Source organism: Rhodobacteraceae bacterium M385 (assembly GCA_025141835.1).
Classification (GTDB): domain Bacteria; phylum Pseudomonadota; class Alphaproteobacteria; order Rhodobacterales; family Rhodobacteraceae; genus Gymnodinialimonas.
Genome location: CP081102.1, coordinates 2,167,092 through 2,189,486, shown reverse-complemented (window position 1 = coordinate 2,189,486; position 22,395 = coordinate 2,167,092). Strand labels below are relative to the sequence as shown.

General features: G+C 61.7%; 15 protein-coding genes. 8 read left to right on the top strand and 7 right to left on the bottom strand.

Going from position 1 to position 22,395, the window contains the following annotated elements; genetic code table 11:
* Positions 1–57: 57 nt before the first annotated feature.
* The 4 genes from K3728_10680 to K3728_10665 form a co-directional block, all read right to left on the bottom strand.
* Complete coding sequence (locus tag K3728_10680; GenBank protein ID UWQ94198.1) at positions 58–663, bottom strand: polymer-forming cytoskeletal protein; 606 nt, start codon at positions 661–663, stop codon at positions 58–60.
* Positions 653–1,990, bottom strand: a complete 1,338-nt coding sequence (locus K3728_10675; protein UWQ94197.1) for a peptidoglycan DD-metalloendopeptidase family protein — start codon at positions 1,988–1,990, stop codon at positions 653–655. The genes K3728_10680 and K3728_10675 overlap by 11 nt, the downstream gene beginning before the upstream one ends.
* A 202-nt stretch (positions 1,991–2,192) precedes the next feature.
* Positions 2,193–3,020, bottom strand: coding sequence for a ferritin-like domain-containing protein (locus K3728_10670; protein UWQ94196.1), 828 nt, complete (start codon positions 3,018–3,020; stop codon positions 2,193–2,195).
* 153 nt (positions 3,021–3,173) lie between these two features.
* Positions 3,174–3,635, bottom strand: a complete 462-nt coding sequence (locus K3728_10665) for a peroxiredoxin (protein ID UWQ94195.1) — start codon at positions 3,633–3,635, stop codon at positions 3,174–3,176.
* Between the two features lie 250 nt (positions 3,636–3,885).
* Between K3728_10665 and K3728_10660 the strand changes: the two genes are divergently transcribed.
* From K3728_10660 to lpdA, 5 genes are all read left to right on the top strand, one after another.
* Complete coding sequence (locus tag K3728_10660; protein UWQ94194.1) at positions 3,886–7,059, top strand: DUF3971 domain-containing protein; 3,174 nt, start codon at positions 3,886–3,888, stop codon at positions 7,057–7,059.
* An 8-nt stretch (positions 7,060–7,067) separates the two neighbouring features.
* Positions 7,068–8,129 carry a tRNA preQ1(34) S-adenosylmethionine ribosyltransferase-isomerase QueA gene (gene queA, locus K3728_10655; GenBank protein ID UWQ94193.1) on the top strand — a complete coding sequence of 354 codons (1,062 nt, stop codon included), beginning with the start codon at positions 7,068–7,070 and terminating at the stop codon, positions 8,127–8,129.
* Between the two features lie 55 nt (positions 8,130–8,184).
* The gene (locus K3728_10650; protein ID UWQ94192.1) at positions 8,185–9,474 is read left to right on the top strand and encodes an MFS transporter; all 1,290 of its coding nucleotides are present in this window, start codon (positions 8,185–8,187) and stop codon (positions 9,472–9,474) included.
* Positions 9,471–10,046 carry a DUF924 domain-containing protein gene (locus K3728_10645; protein UWQ94191.1) on the top strand — a complete coding sequence of 192 codons (576 nt, stop codon included), beginning with the start codon at positions 9,471–9,473 and terminating at the stop codon, positions 10,044–10,046. The genes K3728_10650 and K3728_10645 overlap by 4 nt, the downstream gene beginning before the upstream one ends.
* A gap of 120 nt (positions 10,047–10,166) precedes the next feature.
* Positions 10,167–11,561 (top strand): dihydrolipoyl dehydrogenase, encoded by a 1,395-nt coding sequence (gene lpdA, locus K3728_10640; protein ID UWQ94190.1) that lies wholly within the window; start codon positions 10,167–10,169, stop codon positions 11,559–11,561.
* Between the two features lie 96 nt (positions 11,562–11,657).
* Here lpdA and K3728_10635 read toward each other — a convergent pair whose 3' ends face one another.
* Entirely contained in the window at positions 11,658–15,425 is a 3,768-nt protein-coding gene (locus K3728_10635; GenBank protein ID UWQ94189.1) for a VWA domain-containing protein, read from the bottom strand.
* Positions 15,426–15,627: 202 nt separating this feature from the next.
* Here K3728_10635 and K3728_10630 point away from each other — a divergent pair, with 202 nt between their 5' ends.
* The 3 genes from K3728_10630 (at position 15,628) to K3728_10620 (ending at position 20,507) form a co-directional block, all read left to right on the top strand.
* A complete protein-coding gene (locus K3728_10630; GenBank protein ID UWQ94188.1) occupies positions 15,628–16,740 on the top strand; it encodes an MFS transporter in 1,113 nt (370 codons plus the stop codon).
* Positions 16,741–16,814: 74 nt separating this feature from the next.
* Positions 16,815–19,706 carry an excinuclease ABC subunit UvrA gene (gene uvrA, locus K3728_10625; protein ID UWQ94187.1) on the top strand — a complete coding sequence of 964 codons (2,892 nt, stop codon included), beginning with the start codon at positions 16,815–16,817 and terminating at the stop codon, positions 19,704–19,706.
* The gene (locus K3728_10620; GenBank protein UWQ94186.1) at positions 19,707–20,507 is read left to right on the top strand and encodes a hypothetical protein; all 801 of its coding nucleotides are present in this window, start codon (positions 19,707–19,709) and stop codon (positions 20,505–20,507) included.
* Here the strand turns inward: K3728_10620 and K3728_10615 are convergent.
* Complete coding sequence (locus K3728_10615) at positions 20,501–21,211, bottom strand: site-2 protease family protein (protein UWQ94185.1); 711 nt, start codon at positions 21,209–21,211, stop codon at positions 20,501–20,503. The two genes, K3728_10620 and K3728_10615, sit on opposite strands and share 7 nt — an antisense overlap.
* On the bottom strand, positions 21,211–22,374 hold the full coding sequence (locus tag K3728_10610; protein ID UWQ94184.1) for a cytochrome P450: 1,164 nt from the start codon (positions 22,372–22,374) through the stop codon (positions 21,211–21,213). The genes K3728_10615 and K3728_10610 overlap by 1 nt, the downstream gene beginning before the upstream one ends.
* Between the last annotated feature and the right edge of the window lie 21 nt (positions 22,375–22,395).

Sequence of the window (22,395 nt, the reverse complement as noted above, 5' to 3'; positions counted from 1 at the left end):
AGGGCGCCCGGCTTCTTCCAATCAATATCGCATGAGGCGCCCAGTCTTTGGGGGCGCTTAGTCCTTGGAGGACGGCACCGGGCCAGCGGCAGCCGGGCGCGGGATCGACGAGGCCGGTGCCTCGGCCGCGGGGGGCGTGCCAGTGGAAACGGGCGTACGCGCCGTTGGAACCGGGTTTGAAGAGCCCGTGGACAGCGGATCTTCTGCGCGCTGAACGGAACCTTCGAAATGGGCACCGCTTTCGATTGCGATGGTCTTGTGGATGATGTCGCCTTCGACGCGGGCAGTGGACGTCAGGCGGACTTTCAAACCACGCACACGGCCGACAACGCGTCCGGTGACGACGATATCGTCTGCCACAATCTCACCCTCGATGTTGGCGCTTTCGCCGACAGTCAGAAGATGGGCGCGAATGTCGCCTTGGACAGTGCCTTCGACCTGAATGTCGCCGGTTGTGCGCAGGTTGCCCACAATCGTCAGGTCCGTGGACAGCATGGAAGGCTGTGGCTTGGTCTTGCTGCCGGTCGCGGCGGCGGTATTCGTTTTATTCATGGTATCTCCAGAAGAGTTGCCGGTTGCCCCGGTCGAACCAGTGCTGGCGGACCCGGACGACGCATCGCCAGTCTTAGGTCCGGGTTCGTTGATCTTGGATTTAGAAAACATTGCGTCCTGCCCTTATGAACGTCATCGGATTAACAGGCGTGCCATTGCGATGCACCTCATAGTGCAAATGCGTGCCCGTGCACCGACCCGTGCAGCCCATATCACCTAACAAGTCCCCGCGCGAGACCCTTTGGCCTTCATTCACGCGAATACGCGATAGATGCGCGTAGCGAGTCATAAACCCGTTAGCATGGGTCACTTCTACTGTATTGCCATAGCCGCTCATCCGTCCAGCGTGGGTCACAGTTCCCTCACCACCGGCAACAATCTGCGTGCCGCGGGCCCCGGCGAAGTCAACGCCGTTGTGCATCCGGCGCGATCCGTTGAATGGGTCGCCGCGCGGGCCGAAGCCCGAGGTGTTGCGGTAAGAGCCGTTGACCGGATTGGCGAGGGGAAGACGCTCGGCCGCGATACGGTACATGTTGATCCGGTCGAGGCTTTCTAGAACCTCATTGGCACGCATCGATAGGCCGTCGACGGGTTCACCAGAGGTGGACAGGATCGGCGTCAACGGGCCGCCTTGGCCGGAATAGCCCCGGCGCACGGCGTCGATCAGATCGTCGGTGTTCATACCCGCGGCGCGGAACATCTCGTCCAGCGGCTCCATGGAAACGGCGACAGCCTCTTCCAGCTGGCGGAACACGCGGCTGGAGCGTTCGTCTGTCAGGGCCGCCTCAAAGTTCAGGCGGTTAATCTCTTCTTCAGCGGCAGCGACCATCGTGTAGCCCGTGTCGCGTTCTTCAGCCGTCCATTCGAGCGCTTGGTTGAGGAAGGCGAGGGTTTGCTCAAGCTCTTCTTCACGCTCGGCGGCGGTCAGTACGGTGCCGGTGTCGGCTTGTAGTTCTGATTGCAACGCGGCTTGGGCAATTCTGGCGTCGTCGCGTTCGCCAATGGTACGGCGCAGGGTGGCTTGGATCACGTCAACGGCGATTTCCAATTCACGGGCGCGTTCTTCACTGTCGAGAAGCTGCGTCTGCATCGCCGAGACCTGATCCATCGCCAAGGCGAAGCGGTCTTGGGCGGCGCTGGCCTCTGCGGCGCGGGCGTCGCGCTCATGGGCCAGAAGGTTCAAACGGACCTGATAAGTTTCCTGTTCCCGCTCTGCGAGATCGCGGGCATTGCCCGAGGAAATGGAGTCGATCAAGAAGAACGACGTGACGATGACCGTCCAGCCTACCGCAACGGCAGAGCCCAAAATCATACTCGCCTGCGTGATGGGGCGAAGGCGGATAAACCGCGTTCCCTCTTCCGATTTCAGGAAGAGACGTTGTTCAGGCAGATGCCGTTCAAGCGCCGCATTCACGCGGCCATAAAGCCGAGAGTTCACTGTCCTTAAGCCTCGCTTCCCCTTGTGTATGTCTGCATCGCCAACTTGTCCCTAGCGGCAGCCGCAGCAGGCTTGGGGATAAGCCACACCGCGCTTTGTGCCAACACCCTAATGGAGAACTGCTTAAAAGGCACCGAAAAATCGCGCAATTGCGGCGGAAAATCGCCGACTTCTGGCGAAATCTTGTATACAGGCGCGTAACTTAGCGCCGGATATCCTCGGCCAGTGGCCAGTAGAAGTCTGGCGGAATGCCCGCCTCGGCCCGTTTTTCTTCGTTGAACGGCGGCTTCAGGGGGCCGTGGAAATAGCGCTGAACCAGATCGTGAAACGCCTCTTTTGGATCAAGGTCATGGCGGCCACACAGGAAGTGGAACCACTTGGAGCCATAGGCGACGTGGTGGACCTCTTCGGCGTAAATGACCTGCATGGCGTCCACCGCCTGCTGTGCGGCGGGGTCGTTCTTGGCATTCTGGAAGATCTTGATCATCCCGGGCGTCACGTCGAGGCCGCGGGCCTCGAGCACCATGGGCACCACGGCAAGGCGGCCCAAAAGATCGCCTGCCGTGTCTTCCGCCGCGCGCCACATGCCCGCGTGGGCGGGCAGGGCCCCGTAGTGGGAACCCATGGCCTCCAGACAATCGGCGATCAGGTTGAAATGTTTGGATTCCTCATCGGCGGCACGGACCCAATCGTCGAAGAAACCGATCGGAAAGGGGGTGTCCGAGAACCGGGCGATCAGATCCCAGTGCAGATCGACGGCGTTCAACTCGATATGAGCGACGGCGTGCAGGATCGCGATGCGCCCCTGCGGCGAGCCGGGTTTGCGGCGTGGCACGTCGCGCGGATCAAGCAGCGCAGGCGCGTCGGGCCGGGCCGGGGCATCGGGCGGAGTAGCGGTGCCAATCTCCGGGCGCTCGCCGGCGTCACGGGCGGCTTGCCACTGGGCCGCGAAGCGCCGCGAGAGGGCGGTTTTGGCGCGGGCATCAGCGGTGCGCAGGACCTGGTCGGCCATTTCGGCAAGGGGGATCATCGGGCGGACCTTTGCGAATTAGTCAAAATGCGCGGCTAAAGCCGCATTGTCTTTTCTTAAGGGGAAGGGGGGCGCGGCCCCCCTGGCAGTCTTTTGCGAGCAAAAGTCTGCCACCCCCCGGGATATTTTCAGAACAAGGAAGCAGGGCGTGGGTTAGAGGGCGCGCGCGGCTTCGAGCACGGCCTCGGCGTGGCCGGGGACTTTTACCTTGCGCCAGATTTGGGCGATGTTGCCGTCGCTGTCGATCAGGTAGGTGGCGCGTTCAATGCCCATGTATTTCTTGCCGTACATGTTTTTCTCGACCCAGGTGCCGTATTGCTCGCAAGTGTCGTGTTCGGCGTCAGAGACCAGGGCGATGGAGAGGTCGTGCTTGGCGATAAACTTGTCATGTTTCGTCGCGGTATCTTTGGAAATGCCGATGAGGGTGGTGTTGGCCTCGGCGAAGGCGGCTTCGAGGCCGGTGAAGGCGATGGCCTCTTTGGTGCAGCCTGGCGTGTCGTCTTTGGGGTAGAAGAAGAGGACCACGGCTTTGGGGCGTTGGTCGGACAGGGTCAGGGTAGTGCCGCCGTCACGGGGCAGGGTGAAATCGGGGGCGGGGTGGCCTGTCTCTAACATGGGCGGTCCTTTCGGGGCATCAGCGTATTCACGTTGCAAGCTAGGGGATTTGCGCGAAGAATAAAGAGAAGACAACCGGCAAGGTGTTTTTGGGGCTTAGGACGGGTTTTGGGGTTTGACGGGTAGCGGCGCGGACGAAGCAGAGCAACACAGCAGAGGGCGCAGGCGCTGGCGCGTTGCGCTCATCGTGCTGGCGTTGGTTGTTGTGCTGCCGTTGAGCGCGGCGTGGGTGCGGTTATCAATTGCGCCGATGAGTTTGCCAGCCGCGATGCAGGAACAGATTGAGGCGCGGATCAACGCGGCGATGGCCTTGGGCAATGTCTCGGTCGGGGATATGGTTTTGGGCTTGCCGCAAGGGGGGCGCGCGCCCGCGTTGGAATTCCGCGATGTCGTAATGACCACGGTGGAAGGGGACGTGAGGGCGGCGTTTCCGGTGTTACGCCTGCGCATGGCACCGGGGCCGCTGGTGTTGGGGCATGCGCGGATCAAGCGGATCGTGGTGGTGGGCGCGGGGCTGAACATGACCCGAGACGCCGACGGGCGCATTGATTTGGCCTTTGCCGGGAATTTCGCCGGTGGCGATGACGCGGATGGCACCGGGGAGCGGGACGAGCGCACCTTGGTGGAAACGCTGGCGCTGTTAGATCAGATGTTCGCGAGAGAGGTTTTTTCCCGCCTCGACGAGGTGCGCGGAGAGGCAATGCAGGTGAGCTTGTCGGACGCAGAGACAGGGCGCGACATGCGTTTGCACGGGGCCGAGGTGCGCCTGACGCGGGGCGAGGGCATCATGACCTTGCAGATTGACGGAGATCTGGAGGGCAGCCGCGATGCGGCGTTGAGCGTGACCATTGGCCGGGACACGATCCGGGGCGTCACCGACATGGCGATGGTATTTGACACCTTGGCGGCACAGGATTTGGCCTCCATGTCGCCGGCCTTGGGGTGGCTGGACCTGATGCGCGCGCCCATTGACGGCGAATTGTCGGCAGAGCTTGGGGATGACGGGGTTCTGGGGGCCTTGGATGGCGCGTTGCAGATCGGCCCGGGGCAGGTGACCTTGCCGGGGCAGGACGCGCCGCTGCCGTTCAACGCGATGGAGGCGCGGCTCAGCTACGCGCCCGGCACCCGGCGCGCCCGGTTTGAACAACTGGTTGTTTCGGCGGATCAGCTTTCGTTCGAGGCGGTGGGCCATGCGGATATTGACGCGGCGGGCCGGGTCTTTACCGGGCAATTTGCCGTGCGCGACGTGATTGCTGATCCCGAAGGGATGTTCGATGCGCCTTTGCAGATTGACGGAATGGTGCTCGATCTGCGCCTGAGCCTGGGCGAGGTCGTGCGCCTTGATGTGGGGCAGGCGACGGTCTTTGATGGCGCCTTTCGCGCCACGGCAAGGGGCCGTGCTATGGCTGCGCCAGAGGGGCTGACGCTGGCCCTTGATCTGTCGCTAGCCGAGGCGGATGTGGCCTCGGTCCTGTCGTATTGGCCCGCTACGGCGATCCCCAACACCCGCTGGTGGGTGGCCGAGCGGATGTTGGCAGGCACGGCGCGGGGGGCAGATTTGTCGCTGCGGATGCAGCCCGACCACGACCCGATTTATGAGCTGTCCTTTGACTTCACCGACGCCGATCTGATCGCCTTGCCTGCGGGGCCGCCGATCCGCGGCGCTTCGGGGTTCTTGCGGTTGGAAAACGACACGCTGTCTGTCGGGCTCGACGGTGGTGGCGTCGCGGCCGAGGGGCAGGGCGCGGTGTCGCTTGCGGGCTCTCGGATGCGGATCGGCGATGTCTCGGTGCCAGGGCCGTTGGCGACGTTCGACCTCGAAATCAACGGGGCTGTCCCGGACCTGATGCATATCCTCGCAGGCCCACCCTTTGCCGTGTTGGAGGCCAGCGGCTACGCCCCGGCTGAGATCGGAACAGGCCAGATCGTGGCGCAGGCGGCCCTTGCGACCCATCTGATTGCCCGCACCGAAGCGACGGGATTTGACGGTGTTGATATCGACGCCTCTGCCATCGTGACAGGCTACCGTGGCACAGAACTGGTGCCCGATCGCACGTTAACCTCGAACCGGCTCACCGTGGCGATGACGTCCGAGCGCCTGTCTGTGGGCGGGCGCGGCGCGCTTGATGGTGTGCCTGTCACCGGAAACTGGAGCGTTCTGCTGGACCCAAGCGCGCCGCCCGGCAGTTTGATCGAGGCGCGCGCGCAGGTGGACCGCGCAAGCCTTGCGACCTTTGGGGTGGACCTGCCCGATTGGCTGATCTCGGGGCAGGGAGAGGCCGACTTGACCGTCGCCCTCCACCCCACGCGCCCGGCGCAACTTCAGGTCCGTTCCGACCTTGATGGCATCGCCTTGGCGATCCCGCCACTGGCATGGCGCATGGCGGCGGGGCGCACCGGGGACTTCACCGCTGAACTCACCCTTGGCCCGCAACCCGAGGTGCGGTCCTTGACGCTGGAAGGCGCGGGTCTGTCGTTGGATGGAGCCGTGACCTTCACCGAAGACGGATATCTGAACCGTTTCTCCGCCGGGCGGTTCCGCCTTGGGCAATGGCTGGACGTTCAGGGCGGCCTTGTGGGTCGGGGCAATGCCGCCCCCGCGATCGAGGTATCAGGCGGCGTGCTTGATTTCCGCACCATGCCCTCGCTTCTGGGGGCCAGTGGCAGCGGTGGCGGCGGAGATGTGGGGCCATTGGACGTGCGCCTTGACCGGATGCAGATCACCGAAGGCATCGCGCTGACGGGCCTTCGTGCCAGCCTCGATGGGGCCACGGGCAGCGGCCAGTTTCGGGGCCAGGTCAACAACGGCGCGCCCATCAGCGGCCAGTTGGTGCCAAGCGCCAACGGGCCTTCCGTGCGCCTGCAATCGCCGGACGGGGGCGCGGTTCTGCGCTCGGCGGATATCTTCGAGAACATGCACGGCGGCGCGTTTGACCTGATCCTCGCGGCCCGTGCGCAATCGGGCGAATACGATGGCCGCCTGACCATCGACAGCCCGCGCCTGCGCGATGCCTCGGTGATGGCAGAATTGTTGAACCTGATTTCCGTGGTGGGCCTTCTGGAACAGCTTTCCGGCGATGGCATCAACCTTGGGCAGGTGGACGGCGCATTCCGCATCACCCCCACCGCGATCACGGTGCAGGAAGGCACCGCCGTGGGCCCCTCCATGGGATTCTCCATGGACGGTGTTTATGACGTGGCTTCGGGGCGCTACGAGATGCAGGGCGTGGTATCTCCGTTCTATCTGGTGAACGGGTTGTTCGGCGCGATTTTCGCGACGCGGCGTGAGGGACTTTTCGGCTTCAACTATCGGCTGATCGGCGATAGCGACGACACGCGGGTGACGGTGAACCCCTTGTCGATTCTCACCCCCGGCATCTTCCGTGAAATCTTCCGTGCGCCGCCGCCGGACTTCTCCCAGTAGGGTTCTTGATGAAACTTGACGACTTCGATTTTGACCTGCCTGAAACCCTGATCGCCACGCGGCCGGCGCGGCCTCGGTCCTCGGCGAAATTGTTGGTGGCAGACGGGGCGGCGACCCGTGATCTGACTGTGGCGGACCTGCCTGCGCAACTGCGGGCGGGGGATCGTTTGGTGCTGAACGATACCCGTGTGATCCCCGCACGGCTGTCGGGGACGCGCACAAGGATGAGCGCCCAGGGCGAGGTGACTGCCAAGATCGAAGTCACCTTGATGGAGCCGCAACCCGATGGCACCTGGTCCGCCCTTGGTAAACCAATGCGCAAACTGAAGGTGGGGGAGATTGTTATTTTTTCCAGCGACCTACAGGCAGAAGTTAAAGCGATGGATGAAGGTTTGCGACTGGCCTTCAACCTCAGCGGCGATGACTTTGACGCCGCCCTGAATGCCGCCGGAGCCATGCCTTTGCCGCCCTATATTGCGGGCAAGCGCGCCCCCGATGCGCGCGACCATGACGACTACCAGACCATCTGGGCCAAACACGCGGGGGCAGTCGCTGCGCCGACGGCCAGCTTGCACTTCGACGCAGAGCTTATGGCCGCGCTCTCGGCCAAGGGGGTGGAGGTCTCTTACGTCACTCTCCATGTGGGCGCGGGCACGTTTTTGCCTGTCACCGTCGAAGACGTCACCACCCACAAGATGCACGCCGAATGGGGCGAGGTCAGCGCCGAAGCCGCCGCCCAGATCAACGCCACCAAGGCCGCTGGCGGGCGGGTCATACCCGTGGGCACCACCGCCCTGCGCCTGATTGAAAGCGCGGCGAAAGAAGGCCAGTTGCACCCGTTCGAGGGCACCACCGAAATCTTCATCTACCCCGGATACAAGTGGCAGATCACCGACGCGCTGATGACCAACTTTCACCTGCCCAAATCGACTCTTCTGATGCTGGTCAGCGCGTTGATGGGCAAAGAGCGGATGGACGCCGTCTATGCCCATGCCATTGCGCATCAGTATCGCTTCTTCTCCTATGGCGACGCCTCATTGTTAATTCCGTCGCAAACCCGCCAGACCTAGCCCGACGCCGCACGTTAGCCGTCACAAAATTTCTTTTTTGGAAAGGCACATTTCCATGATCACCGTTATCCGCAGCGCATGGGCGCTACTATTTGGCATGTTCCTTTTGCAGATCGGCAACGGCCTGCAAGGGTCTCTTATGGGCGTTCGGGGCGCGATCGAGAACTTCTCGACGTTCCAATTGTCATTGATCGGCTCGGCTTATTTCATTGGTTTTCTGGGCGGCTCCAGCATGGCGCCGAAGTTCATCGCCCGGGTTGGCCATGTGCGGGTCTTTGCGGCGCTGGCCTCTTTCATCTCGGCGATTGTGATCTCTTACCCCATCGTGGCTGACCCCTACGTCTGGATGGTGCTGCGGGTTGGCATCGGCTTTTGCCTGTCGGGCGTCTATGTGACGGCTGAGTCGTGGCTCAACAATTCGTCCACCAATGAGACCCGCGGCCAGTCGCTTTCGGCCTATATGCTGATGCAGATGTTCGGCCTTGTGGCGGCGCAGGGCTTTTTGGCGGCAGGTGATCCTTCGGGGTGGCTATTGTTCGTGATCCCTTCGATCCTTGTGTCGCTGTCCTTCGCGCCGATCCTTCTGTCTGCCACGCCGACGCCCGCGATCGAGGAAACCCGCTCCATGTCGCTGCGCCAGCTTTATGACGCGTCGCCGTTTGCCTCGGTTGCCATGCTGCTGATGGGCGGCGTGTTTGCGGGCCAATTTGTCATGGCCCCGGTCTATGCGACGGAACTGGGCCTGAACCTGCAACAATTGTCTGGCTTCGTGTCGGCGATCTTTATTGGTGCGATCATTTTTCAATATCCCATTGGCTGGATGTCGGACCGTATGGACCGCCGGCTCTTGATTGTGGCGGCGGCGTTCTTAGGCTCCTGCGTTGCCATCGCTGGCATGTTTTTCAGCCATAGCTACTGGGTGCTTTTGGTCATCGCCGCGCTGTCGGGCGGTCTGGCTCAGCCGCTCTACGCGCTTATCATCGCCTATATTAACGACTACCTCGAACCCGAGGACATGCCCGCCGCCTCGGGCGGGATGATCTTTGTAAACGGCATTGGCGCGATCTCCGGCCCGCCTCTCATGGGTCTGATGATGGGCTATATCGGGGCCGCCGGGTTCTGGCTGTTTCTGGCCTTAGTGCTTGTTTCCATGGGTGTTTACGGTGTCTTCCGGATGACGCAACGGGTCTCGGCCTACACCGAGGAAGACGATTACGACGCGGTGCCTTACGCCTCGATCATGCCCGGTACTGCATCGCCTGTAGCCGTTGAGGCCGCGCAGGAGTACTATGTGGAGGCCGCCGAAGAAATGGCGAGCGATGCTGAAGAGGACCAAGACCCATGATCCACGCGGCCGACGTTCTAACCTTCTGGCTCTCTGCCGGTCCGTCCAAATGGTACATCCAAGACGACGCCTTTGATCAAGCGATCCGGGATCAATTCGGTCAGGTGTGGCAGGCGGCCCATGACGGGAACATGCCCAAGTGGGCAGGGGATGCGTCGGGTGCCTTGGCTTTGCTGATCTTGTTGGACCAGTTCCCCCGCAATATGTTCCGCGATGATCCGCGGGCGTTTGCCACCGATAGCAAAGCGCTGGAGGTCGCGGGCCAGGCGATGGCCCACGGGTGGGACCGTGAGACGCCCGAGCCGGAGCGTCAATTCTTCTACATGCCCTTCATGCATTCGGAGACCATGGATCACCAAGACGCGGGCGTAGAGCTGATGGACACAAGGATGGAGACTGGCGACAACGCCCTTCACGCCCGCGTTCACCGTGAAATTATCAAGCGTTTTGGCCGCTTTCCCTACCGCAACGGCCCTTTGGGCCGCACCACAACCGATGCAGAGCAAGCCTTCCTTGATGACGGCGGCTACGTGACGCTTCGCAAGAAGTTCCAAGCGGATCATGGCCTTTAGGGGCTATGCACTGGCTGCAACGCGGCATGCGACGTAGCGGCAATTGTCTGGCTTGAGGAAATGGTTTAACGTTGAACAAATCTCAAAGACGTTGATGTCCTAGATCCGGAGAAGACCCCAATGGCCGCACAGAACTTTGACCTTATTGTTATTGGGGCCGGGCCGGGCGGCTACGTCGCCGCCATCCGCGCCAGCCAGCTTGGCTTGAAGACCGCAATTGTGGAACGCGAACATATGGGCGGCATCTGTCTGAACTGGGGCTGTATCCCCACCAAGGCGCTGTTGCGCTCGTCCGAGGTGTTTCACCTGATGCATCGGGCCAAGGAATTTGGCCTGACCGCCGATGGCATCGGCTATGACCTGAACAAGGTCGTGGACCGCTCTCGTAAGGTGGCCAAACAGCTTTCGGGCGGTGTGGCGCATCTGATGAAGAAGAACAAAGTGACCACTGTGATGGGCGAGGCGACGATCCCCGCCAAGGGTAAGGTCGTGGTTAAGACCGAGAAGGGCAGCGAAGAGCTGACGGCGAAAAACATCATCGTCGCCACCGGCGCGCGGGCCCGTGAATTGCCGGGCCTGGAAGCCGACGGCAAGCGCGTCTGGACCTACAAAGCCGCGCTGAACCCGCCCCATATGCCGAAAAAGTTGCTGGTCATCGGTTCCGGCGCGATTGGCATCGAATTTGCCAGCTTCTACAACACCTTGGGCGCTGACACGACCGTGGTTGAAGTGATGGACCGGGTCCTGCCCGTAGAAGACGCCGAGATTTCGGCCTTCGCCAAGAAGTCCTTTGAGAAGCAAGGCATGAAGATAATGCAAAAGGCGATGGTCAAGCAATTGGACCGGGCCGCCGATAAAGTGACGGCGCATATCGAGGTTAACGGCAAGGTCGAGAAACAAGAGTTCGACACCGTGATTTCCGCTGTCGGCATCGTCGGCAACGTCGAGAATCTGGGCCTCGAAGGGCTCGGCGTGAAGATCGACCGTACCCATGTCGTGACCGATGAATACTGCCGCACCGGCGTTGATGGCGTCTATGCGATCGGCGACATCGCAGGCGCGCCGTGGTTGGCGCATAAGGCGTCCCACGAAGGGGTTATGGTTGCGGAATTGATCGCCGGCCAGAAGGCCCATCCGATCAAACCCGAAAGCATCGCGGGCTGCACCTATTGCCACCCGCAGGTGGCCAGCGTGGGCCTGACCGAGGCGAAAGCGAAAGAGCAGGGCTATAAGGTGAAGGTCGGACGCTTCCCCTTCATCGGCAACGGCAAGGCGATTGCCTTGGGTGAGCCTGAGGGGATGATCAAAACCGTCTTCGACGAGAAGACCGGAGAGCTTTTGGGCGCCCATATGATCGGCGCGGAAGTGACCGAGCTGATCCAGGGCTACGTCGTCGGTCAGAAGCTGGAGACCACGGAACAGGATCTGATGGAAACCGTCTTCCCGCACCCAACTCTGTCGGAGATGATGCACGAAAGCGTGCTCGACGCCTACGACCGGGTGATCCACATCTAAGAGGGCGCTTTGGTAGATTGATCTACCATTGATATACCTCAAACGTTAACGGGCGGCCCGATCAGGCCGCCCGTTTTGCGTTCTCTGGTGAGGCGTCTACTGCACCCTGACCGGCACCTCGACCAGTGACCGGCGGTTCTGGTCGATGAAGTAGCGCAGCAGATAATCACCGGGCGCGTCTGGCACGTTCAAGGTGACAGGGCTCCCGTCTTGGGTCCGTGCGTAGCTTTCCCACCGGGCGGAACCATCGGCGCCGACGCGACCTATCCCAATGAAATCACGGGGATAATTGGGTCCGGTCCATTGAACCTGCAAAGTGCCGCCTGCCGTTGCCGTCGTCGGCGCAGTCAGGGTCGCGGTCACATCGGTCAAGGAGATCGGCACCTCCGCAATGCTGATGCGGTCCTGGTCAATGAAGTAACGGATCACGTATTCACCGGGTTCTGTGGGCATCAGCAAGCGGGTTGGTGATCCCTCGGACGTACGTACATAGTTCTCCCACCGGGCAGATCCATCGGCACCGACACGGCCTATCCCTATGAAATCACGGTGATAATCCGGACCTGTCCAAGCCAGCTCGATGTTGGAACCTACTGCCGCGGTGGTCGGCGCGGTTAGGCTTGCAGCGGGCGCGGTCAGCGTGATCGGAGTCTCGGCCTGTACCACACGATCCTGATCCACGAAGTAGCGGATCACATATTCACCGGCCTCCGGCGGCGTCACCAATGACAAAGGAGAGCCCTCAGCCGTGCGCGTATAGTTATGCCAGCGGGCAGAACCCTCCGCACCGACACGGCCTATCGCTATGTAATCACGGTCATAATTCGGCCCAGTCCAGGCAACTTCGATGGTCGATCCCGCCACAGCGCTGGCTGGCGCGGTGACAGAGGCGGCTGCCTCGGTCAGTTCGATCGGAACCTCCGTCAAAATGGCGCGGTCTTGATCGACGAAGTAGCGGATCACGTAAGCGCCGGCCTCGGGCGGGGTTTGTAGCTGTAGGACAGCCCCCTCACTGGTGCGCGTGTAGTTGTGCCAACGAGCAGCACCTTCAGCACCGACACGGCCTATCGCAATGTAATCACGGTTATAATTCGGCCCGGTCCAGGCGACTTCGATGGTCGATCCCGCCACAGCGCTGGCTGGCGCTGTGATGGTGGCTGACACATCGTTGATCGTGATTGGCACCGATGTCAGCGACAGGCGGTCTTGGTAAACGACGTATTCCAAGATGTATTCACCAGCTTCCGTTGGCATGAGCAGCTCAAGCGGAGAGCCCTCATTCGTGCGGGTATAGTTGATGTGGCGGTAGTTTCCTTCCGCGCCCACGGGGGTTACTGCGATGTAATCACGGGGATAATCCGGCCCGGTCCAAGCCAACTCAATCGTCGATCCCGCTGCCGCGCTTGTGGGCGCAGTGATGGTGGCGCTGGCTTCTGTTACGGTAATCGGCACCGATGTCAGCGACAGGCGGTCTTGGTGTACAACGTACTCCAGAATGTACGCGCCGGGATCAACAGGCATGAGCAGCTCAAGCGGAGAACCCTCAGACGTGCGGGTGTAGTTGATGTGGCGGTAGTTTCCTTCCGCTCCCACGGGGGTTACTGCGATGTAATCACGGGGATAATCCGGCCCGGTCCAAGCGAGCTCTATGGTTGATCCAGCAACCGCGGTGGTCGGAGCGGTCAGTGTTGCCGCGGCGGGCGTAACGGTGATTGGCACAGCCACAACGCGGGTTCTGCCTTCGTGAAGGACATATTCCAACAGGTATTCGCCGGGTGTTGTGGGCATCAAAACGCCCAAGACATTCCCTTCGCTTGTGCGAGTGTAATTGGCGAAACGGTAGTTGCCTTCTGCCCCCACGGGGGTCACGCCGATGAAGTCACGGTCGTTGTCGGGGCCGGTCCAAGCGACCTCTACGGTAGAGCCCGCAATGGCTGTTGCTGGTGCGGTTATCGTGGCGCTTTCCTCGACCACGTTAACCAAGGCACGGGCGAGGATGACGCCGTCCTGGTTCATCCGGTAGCGGACCTCAAAGGTGCCGGGCTCAGTTGGTGCTGTCATTGTGGCGATGGGGCCATCGGACGTGCGCACACGGCTGGCCGAATAGGCATTGGTGCTATCGTCGGGCGCGTTAACCACGATCATGTCGTTGGCATAGTTGGGGCCGGTCCAGGCGACCTCAAATTCGCTGCCGATGGTGACCTCAGCCGGGACCGTAAGGGTGGCAGTCACGGGCGTGGACAAGATCGGCGCCCGTGCGATCACTTGCCGGGTCGAGGCGTCGGAATAGCGGATCTCGAACGGGCCAGCCTCGGAGGGCATCAGAAGGGTGGCGGGGTTGGTGCCTGCCTCCACAGTGACGGGGTTCACATATTCTGTGTAGGGCGCGCCGAGCGGGCCGATCGACAAGGTGTCACCGGCGTTAGCGGGACCGTCCCAACCCACTTGGATGGTAGAGCCCATGGGCGCCGAAGCAGGCGCCGTCAGGGTCGCGGTGGCAACGGGTTCCGGGAACACGACGATGATTTCCCGTGGCTGATCTACCACAACGAAATCAACGCTTTGCTCGATTTCCTGTGCCGTCCAATACGCGGTCACACGGTAGGCGCCACGGGTCATCAAGAAGCTGGCCGGGTTGCTGGTGACAGGGTTTGTTTGCAGCGGCTCCACATCCCAAATGACCGGGTCGGTGATGGTCACGCCACCCACGTCACCGATGCGGGCGACAAAGTCGATCTCCACGGTCAGCGCGGGCAGGGGGATGATGACCTCCTGCGCGGTGTTGGGCTCGACGGTAAAGCGGGCCTCGTGGCGGGTGCCGGCGTTGGCGCGCTCCACCTCCAGGCGGTAGTCACCGGGCAGCAGGGCAACATTGCCGCCCGGTGCCACGACGGGGCCAAGAAGCGCCGTATCTGCGCTGTCAAACAGCGTCCACGCCAGTTGCGAAGCAGGCACGGCCATGTCGGGCAGGACGCGAGCGGTGAAGGTCACTTGGCTGGTTTCGATGATCGGAGGCATGGCGACGATCACCAGATCGGTCTGGCCTTCGATCACCGTGAACGAGGTCTGATAAGTCTGCGGTCCGTTCGGTTCCGTCCGGGTCGCTTGGGCGATGTAGGTGCCGGGGAACAGGCTTACATCGATAGCCGGGCCTTGGGTGCCGGTGCTGAGGGTATCGCCATCAGTGCCCAGAAGCGTCCAGCTCACGGGGCGGGTAGGCAAGGAGCCTTCGGGCAGAACCTGCGCCTCGATCCGCATGGGTGTGGGGGTAATTGCGACAATCGTTTCAAGGGCTTCGCTAAGTTCTGTCGCGTTGTCGGCGGTTAGAAACTGCCCGCCGGTATTGTCGGCGATGCACTGCATTTGCGCGCGTGCCTCGGGCTCGGAGGCGACATCGAAGCCGATCACATGGGCGGTGAAATCCACGCCCGTAGCCTCCAGTTCGGCGGCGATGGCGCAGGGATCGGGGTTACAGTTTTCGATCCCGTCAGACACTAGGATCACGGTCGCGGCCTCTTCGGTGGAGCGCAGCGATTGCGCGGCGGCGATGACGGCGTCGGTCATTGGCGTGCGCCCGCGCGGGTTGATCGCGTTCACCGCAGCAAGGATCTCATCCTGAGTGCCGGGCGCGGGGGAAACGAGGGTCTCAATATCCGTGCAGCTGCCCCTTTGGCGATGGCCATAGACCGTCAGACCAAGAGAAACATCATCGGCCATGTCGGCAAGCATTTCAGCGATAACTTCGCGTGCGATTACGATTTTATTGACCCCATCAATCTGCCCCCACATGGAGCCAGAGCCGTCCAAGACCAAAATTGTGTTGGGCCGGTCCGCGGATTGAGCCAAGGCTGCAAGCGGAAGCATGAGGAGTGTAAAAAGGGCGAGGAAAAACGCGCGCATAAATGTCATCCGTTCTGAACAAATGGGGCAGCAGCCGGGCAAACTCCGGCCGTTCCCTCTCACGGTAACGTGTTCAGGGCGAGCCGCATAGGGCGGGTTTTCCTGCCTTGAGCATGGGTCGCCGCGTTTGCTTGACGGCGGCGCGAAATCGGAAGATGCAAGGCCCATGAACCTTTCCGAGACCCGCACCCCCTGGCCGCTGATCGCAGCATTATATCTGACCGGGTTGATCGCGGGGATGCAGTTTTCCAAAATCTCCCTGACATTGACGGCCTTGGCCGAGGCCTATCCCGGCTGGCCCGTCGCCTTTGCGGTGTCCGGCGTGGCGGTCATCGGCATCCTTTTTGGGGTCATGGCGGGGGGGATCACCGCCAGCATCGGCCCACGCCGCGCCATCCTGATGGCTTTGGCGGGTTCGGCAGTTGTCGGCGCGGCCGAGGCCTTTTTGCCGCCATTCCAAGCCTTTATGGCGCTGCGTGTCATCGAGGGCGCAGGGCATCTGGTGCTGGTCGTGGCCGTGCCCACATTGATGGCGCGTCTTGCCGCCCCTAAGGACCGAGGGTTGGTGATGGGCCTTTGGGCCACGTTCTTTGGCGTCGGTTTCTCAGTCGCGGCCCTGCTGATGGGCGATAATCTGGTGCTGGCCTACGGCGGCCACGCGGCATTTGCGGGCCTGATGTTTTGCATTCTAGCCCTCATGTTGCCACGCGGTGTGGTGGTCGTGCGCCGCCCATTGCCCCGCTTGTCCGATCACCTGACGATTTACACTACCCCCCGCCTTTTCGCGCCCGCATTGGGCCACGGCATTTACGCGATGCTGTTTCTGGCGCTCGTGACCTTCCTTCCGTTGGCCCTTGGTGCGCTCTGGCTTGCCCCGATCCTTCCGCTTGCGGGCATTCTCGGGTCTTTGCTCGCTGGCGTGTTAATCCGCTGGTTCACGCCCGGAACCCTTGTGCCCGCGACCTTCGCGGCGATGGCGCTGCTATTCTCGCTCACGCTACTGGGGGGCGCTGCGGCGCCCTATATCTTGACCCTCGCCATGTTGTGCAGCGGCGTCACCGCAGGCGCGGGGTTTGCGGCTGTCCCTTGGCTGAACGAGGCCGACGACGACCGCGCCCTGTCTAACGGTGCCCTTGCGCAACTGGGCAACATCGGGACGTTCACCGGCACGCCGGTTCTGGCAGCCCTTGGGTCTGCGGCCTACCTTCCCGTGGCCATTGGCGTCTGTATCGTGGCGGCAGCTGTCACCTTCCTTGCGTATCGAGCTGCCCGTTCCTAATTTGTTCCTCTTTTTCTGTTGGAGACTCAGAAGCTAACGCCTATGTGTTACCGGACAGTTAACCGGGGGCGGACATGGCCGAATTGAAGAACATCGAGGTGCGCGGGGCACGCGAACATAACCTCAAGAACATCGACCTAGATATTCCCCGCGACAAGCTGGTGGTGATTACGGGTCTTTCCGGCTCGGGCAAATCCTCCATCGCATTCGATACGATCTACGCCGAGGGACAGCGTCGATACGTCGAAAGCCTCTCCGCCTACGCGCGTCAATTCCTTGATATGATGGAGAAACCTGACGTCGATCACATCAGCGGCCTTAGCCCCGCGATCTCGATCGAGCAGAAGACAACCTCCAAGAATCCCCGTTCGACCGTGGGCACAGTTACTGAGATCTACGACTATCTGCGCTTGCTTTTCGCCCGTGCGGGCACGCCCTTCAGCCCCGCCACCGGCCTGCCGATTGAGGCCCAACAGGTGCAAGACATGGTCGACCGCGTCATGGCGATGGAAGAAGGCACACGCGCCTATCTGCTCGCCCCCATCGTGCGCGACCGCAAAGGCGAATACCGCAAGGAATTCCTAGAACTACGCAAGCAAGGTTTTCAAAGGGTTAAAGTCGACGGTGCCTTTTACGAATTGGACGAGCCGCCCACCCTCGACAAGAAATTCCGCCACGACATTGATGTTGTCGTGGACCGGATCGTGGTGCGCGAAGGCACGGAAACACGGTTGGCCGACAGCTTCCGCACGGCGCTGGATCTGGCCGACGGGATCGCGGTGCTGGAACTGGCACAGCGAAGCGGCGAGGACCAGTCGCCCCAAGAGGGCGACAGGGAGGAGCCGCAACGTTTCACCTTCAGCGAGAAATTCGCCTGTCCTGTCAGCGGATTCACCATCCCCGAAATCGAGCCGCGCCTTTTTTCCTTCAACGCGCCCTTCGGCGCTTGCCCGTCGTGCGACGGCTTGGGGATGGAGTTGTTCTTCGACGAAGGTCTGATGGTTCCCGACAAGGCACTGTCCCTTGAAGATGGCGCTATCGCTCCGTGGCGTAAGGGAAAATCCCCCTATTTCGTGCAAACGATCGAGGCCATCGCCAAACATTACGGATTTGACGCCAAGACAAAATGGAAAGACCTCGTCCCGGAAATTCAGCAGGTTTTTCTGCGCGGATCGGGCGAGGAAGAAATCCAGTTCCGCTACGACGAAGGCGGTCGCGTTTACCAAGTCGAGCGCACGTTTGAAGGGGTCATCCCCAATATGGAACGCCGCTACCGCGAGACCGATAGCGCGTGGATCAGGGAAGAATTCGAGCGGTTCCAGAACAACCGCCCCTGCGGCGACTGCGGCGGCTACCGTCTGCGCCCCGAGGCGCTTGCGGTGAAAATCGCGGGCCTTCACGTGGGCCAAGTGGTGCAAATGTCGATTTCCGAGGCCTTCGCATGGTGCGAAACCGTGCCCGAAAGCCTGACGAAGCAGAAAAACGAGGTCGCCCGCGCGATCTTGAAGGAAATCCGTGAGCGTTTGGGCTTTCTTAACAATGTCGGTCTCCAATACCTGACCCTGTCGCGCAATGCGGGCACCCTTTCGGGCGGGGAAGCGCAGCGTATCCGCCTTGCCAGCCAGATCGGCAGCGGCCTGACGGGCGTGCTTTACGTGCTTGATGAACCCTCCATCGGGTTGCATCAGCGCGACAATGACCGGCTGCTGACGACGCTGAAGAACCTGCGCGATCAGGGCAATACCGTGATCGTTGTGGAACATGATGAAGAGGCGATCCGCGAGGCGGACTACGTCTTCGACATTGGCCCCGGCGCGGGGGTGCACGGTGGGCAGGTGGTGGGCGAGGGCTCTCCGGCGGATCTTATCGCCAACCCCAAGTCGATTACCGGGGATTATCTGGCGGGGCGTCGTGAAATCGCCGTGCCCGCCAAGCGGCGCAAGGGTAACAAGAAGAAGCTTCAGGTGGTGAAGGCCACCGGGAACAACCTGCAAAACGTCACTGCTGATTTCCCTCTGGGGCAGTTTGTCTGTGTCACAGGCGTGTCAGGGGGCGGCAAATCCACGTTAACGATCGAGACGCTGTTCAAGACCGCCTCGATGAAGCTGAACGGCGCGCGGCAGACGCCGGCGCCATGCGAAACGATCAAAGGGCTGGAACACCTTGATAAGGTGATCGACATCGACCAGCGCGCCATCGGGCGCACGCCTCGGTCCAACCCCGCCACATATACAGGCGCCTTCACGCCGATCCGCGATTGGTTCGCGGGACTGCCGGAATCCAAGGCGCGCGGCTACAAGCCGGGTCGGTTCAGTTTCAACGTCAAAGGCGGCCGGTGTGAGGCTTGTCAGGGCGACGGCCTTATCAAGATCGAGATGCACTTCCTGCCAGATGTCTACGTGGAATGCGAAACCTGCCGGGGGCAGCGTTACAACCGCGAAACGCTGGAAATCCGGTTCAAGGGGCAAAGCATCGCCGATGTGCTGAACATGACGGTGGAAGACGCGCAGGAGTTCTTCAAGGCGGTCCCCTCCATTCGCACCAAAATGGACGCGCTCATGCGGGTGGGCCTTGGCTACATCAAGGTGGGTCAGCAGGCCACGACGTTGTCGGGCGGCGAGGCGCAGCGGGTGAAGCTTTCCAAGGAGTTGGCAAAACAATCGACAGGGCGGACGCTGTATATTCTGGATGAGCCGACCACGGGCTTGCACTTTGAAGACGTTCGTAAGCTGTTGGAAGTGTTACATGAATTGGTGGATCAGGGGAACTCGGTCGTGGTGATTGAGCATAACCTTGATGTCATCAAGACCGCCGACCACATCATCGACATCGGCCCCGAGGGCGGCGATGGCGGTGGTCAGATCGTGGCTAAAGGTACGCCCGAACAGGTAGCCAAAGTGGCCGAGAGCCATACGGGCCGGTATTTGGGGCCGATGCTGACCGCGCGGAGCCAAGCGGCGGAATAGATGATCGGCGCGATCTGCAAGGCGGCCCTTGCGGCATGGGTGATCCGCTGGCAGGCGGCCCTAGTCGTCGGGGGGCTTGTTGCACTTCCCTTGGCGCTGCCTTTCGTCGTGATCCAGATGGTTACCGCCTTTGCATTGACCGGTGGTGGCGATCCTGTTGTGCTCCAGCACGCCCTTTGGCTGTTGGGAAGTCCAGAGTTTGCCGCCGTGTTTTTCGGGGGCTGGCTGATCCTTGCGGGCCCATGGGCTGTGGGTATCTGGGGGGCTAGCGACGGCACCCAAACGCGGATTTGGATCGGGTGGCAGGCCTATGGGCGCTTTCTGATCTTATTGGGCGTTTGCGTTGTCATCTCGGGCCTTGATGCTTTGTTGTTGGGGGGGCTCGACCTTAGCGGGGAAGGGGGCTTCGTCCTTGAGCTGGCGTTAGAGGTGTTGAGCAACTGCGCGGCGCTCTACGTCCTGTTCCGGCTGGCCGCCGCCGCGGTGGAGGTCCGGGCAGGTCGAAACCTGGCCCTGCGCACCGCGTGGCGCCAAAGCGCCGAGATCGGCGGGCGGCTTTTGGGCCTGAGCGCCCTTTGGATTGCTGTGGCCTTGGTTTTTTCGGTTGTGGCGGAGGCTTTGGGCCTTGTTGCACATCTCACCCTGTCAAATCGGGGAGGAGGCACGTCCGGCCCTCAATTCCTGATCCCTCTTGTGGGGGCGGGCGTGGTGAAAGGGTTAATGGCCGTCTTGGTTGCGGTGATGACGCTCGCCCTGTTTTGGGCAGTGGCGGAACGGGCGGCGGCGGACGGGGATCAGTAAAACTCTTGCCCACTGCGCATCATCCGCCAGCTTTGCATCAGGCTGGGGAAGAACAGCAGGATGAAACCAAAGGTGAAGTAGGCGGCGAACATCAGCGGTATCCACAGGATCGAGAAGACAACGCCCACGGCCCCGGTGATCTTGTTGGCGGTGACCGCGCGGACGTAGCGATGCAGCCAGGAATGCAGCAGCCGCCCGCCGTCTAACGGCAGGATCGGGAGCAGGTTGAACAGGGCGAGGAACAGGTTGAGTTGCGCGAAAAAGCCGAGGTTGCGGGTCAGCTCGGATGTGGCCTGTGGTGGGGTAATGAAGGTGCCATTGATGTTGACCGGTGTGGGCTCTGTAATCGTGAGGGGGACGATCAGGGTGATGATGGCCCACAGCGCGAGGTTCACAAGGGGTCCCGCGACGGCGATGAACTCGGTCTGGCGGGGGCTGACACGGGCGTGGTATTCACAGAACCCCCCGCCGCCAAAAAGGACGATGCGGGTGACGGGGATGCCTTGGGCCACACAGGCGGCGGCATGACCCAGTTCATGGAGCAAGATCGCCACCACGATCATCGAAAAGCCGATGGCGGCGGCGGTGATGCCGCGATCCATGAAGAGCATCCCGAACAGGACAGCAAGCAACAGAAGGCTGATGTCGAACTGGATCGGGATGCGCCAAGGGCCGCGCAGGGTGAAGACGATGGAATTGCCCATTATGTGCGCACCATCAGCGCATCGAGGCCATGGAAGTGATAGATATCCGCGTATCGTGGCGCGCCGGTCAGGGCCAGGTTGGGGCAACGTTGGAATAGAAGCGGCAAGGCGATTTGCAGCTCGAGCCGGGCCAGAGGTGCGCCGACGCAGAAATGCAGACCCGCGCCGAAGGCCAGTTGCGCGGGGCCAGAGCGGTCCGGCAGGAAGGTATCGGGATCGGGGTAGAGCTCTGGGTCACGGTTGGCCGCCCCGAGCAGAAGCGCCACTTGATCGCCGCGTTGGAAGGTGTGGCCGTGAACCTCGACGTCCTCATAGGCGGTGCGGGTAAACATATGCAGCGGCGGATCAATGCGCAGCAGTTCCTCGGTGAATTTCGCGGGATCGGCGGGGGGGCGGTGGCCATCTTCGAGGCAGAGCTTCATGCCATTGCCGATGGAATGGACCGTCGCCTCATGGCCCGCGTTCAGCAGCAGGATACAGGTGGTGATCAGCTCGTCAGTCGAGAGTTTCTCGCCGTCTTCTTCGGCAGCGATCAGCGCGGTGATCAGATCATCCTGGGGGTCCTGGCGCTTACGCTCAACGTAGTCTCGCATGAAGGCGACAAACTCCTCCGTCGCCGTAACGGCGACGTCCTCGTCGGCGCGAGTGCGGCCCGCCTGATACATCATCACCATGGCGTTGGACCAGCGCAGCAGGTCTGGGGCCATATCCTCCGGCACGCCAAGGAGGCGGGCGATGATGGTGACGGGAAGTGGCCGGGCGAAAGTTTCGAGCAGGTCGTGGTCGCCGGTGGGAAAGGCGTCGATCAGGTCGTGGGTGAGCTGAGTGATCTCGGGCGCCAGTTCCTTGATCCGGCGGTTGGTGAAGGCACGCAGCACGAGGCCGCGCAGGCGGGTGTGGCGGGGCGGCTCCAGCTCCAGCATGGAGTGGGCTTCGACATCGTAGAAGGGCTGAAGATGCTCGGGGATGGGCAGGGCTTCCACAGGCTCACGGCCAAAGCGACGATCGCGCAGGATGGCGTTGGTGGCCGCGTGCGTGGTGGTGCAGGGCATGGCGTAGTCATGCCAATGGAACAGGGGGCCATGGGCGCGGGCGCGGGCGTAGAACGGGTAGGGGTTCTGCACGAAAGCGGGATCGGTCGGGGATTGGTGAAGTGTGATCATGGGACTGTTTACATAGATCGA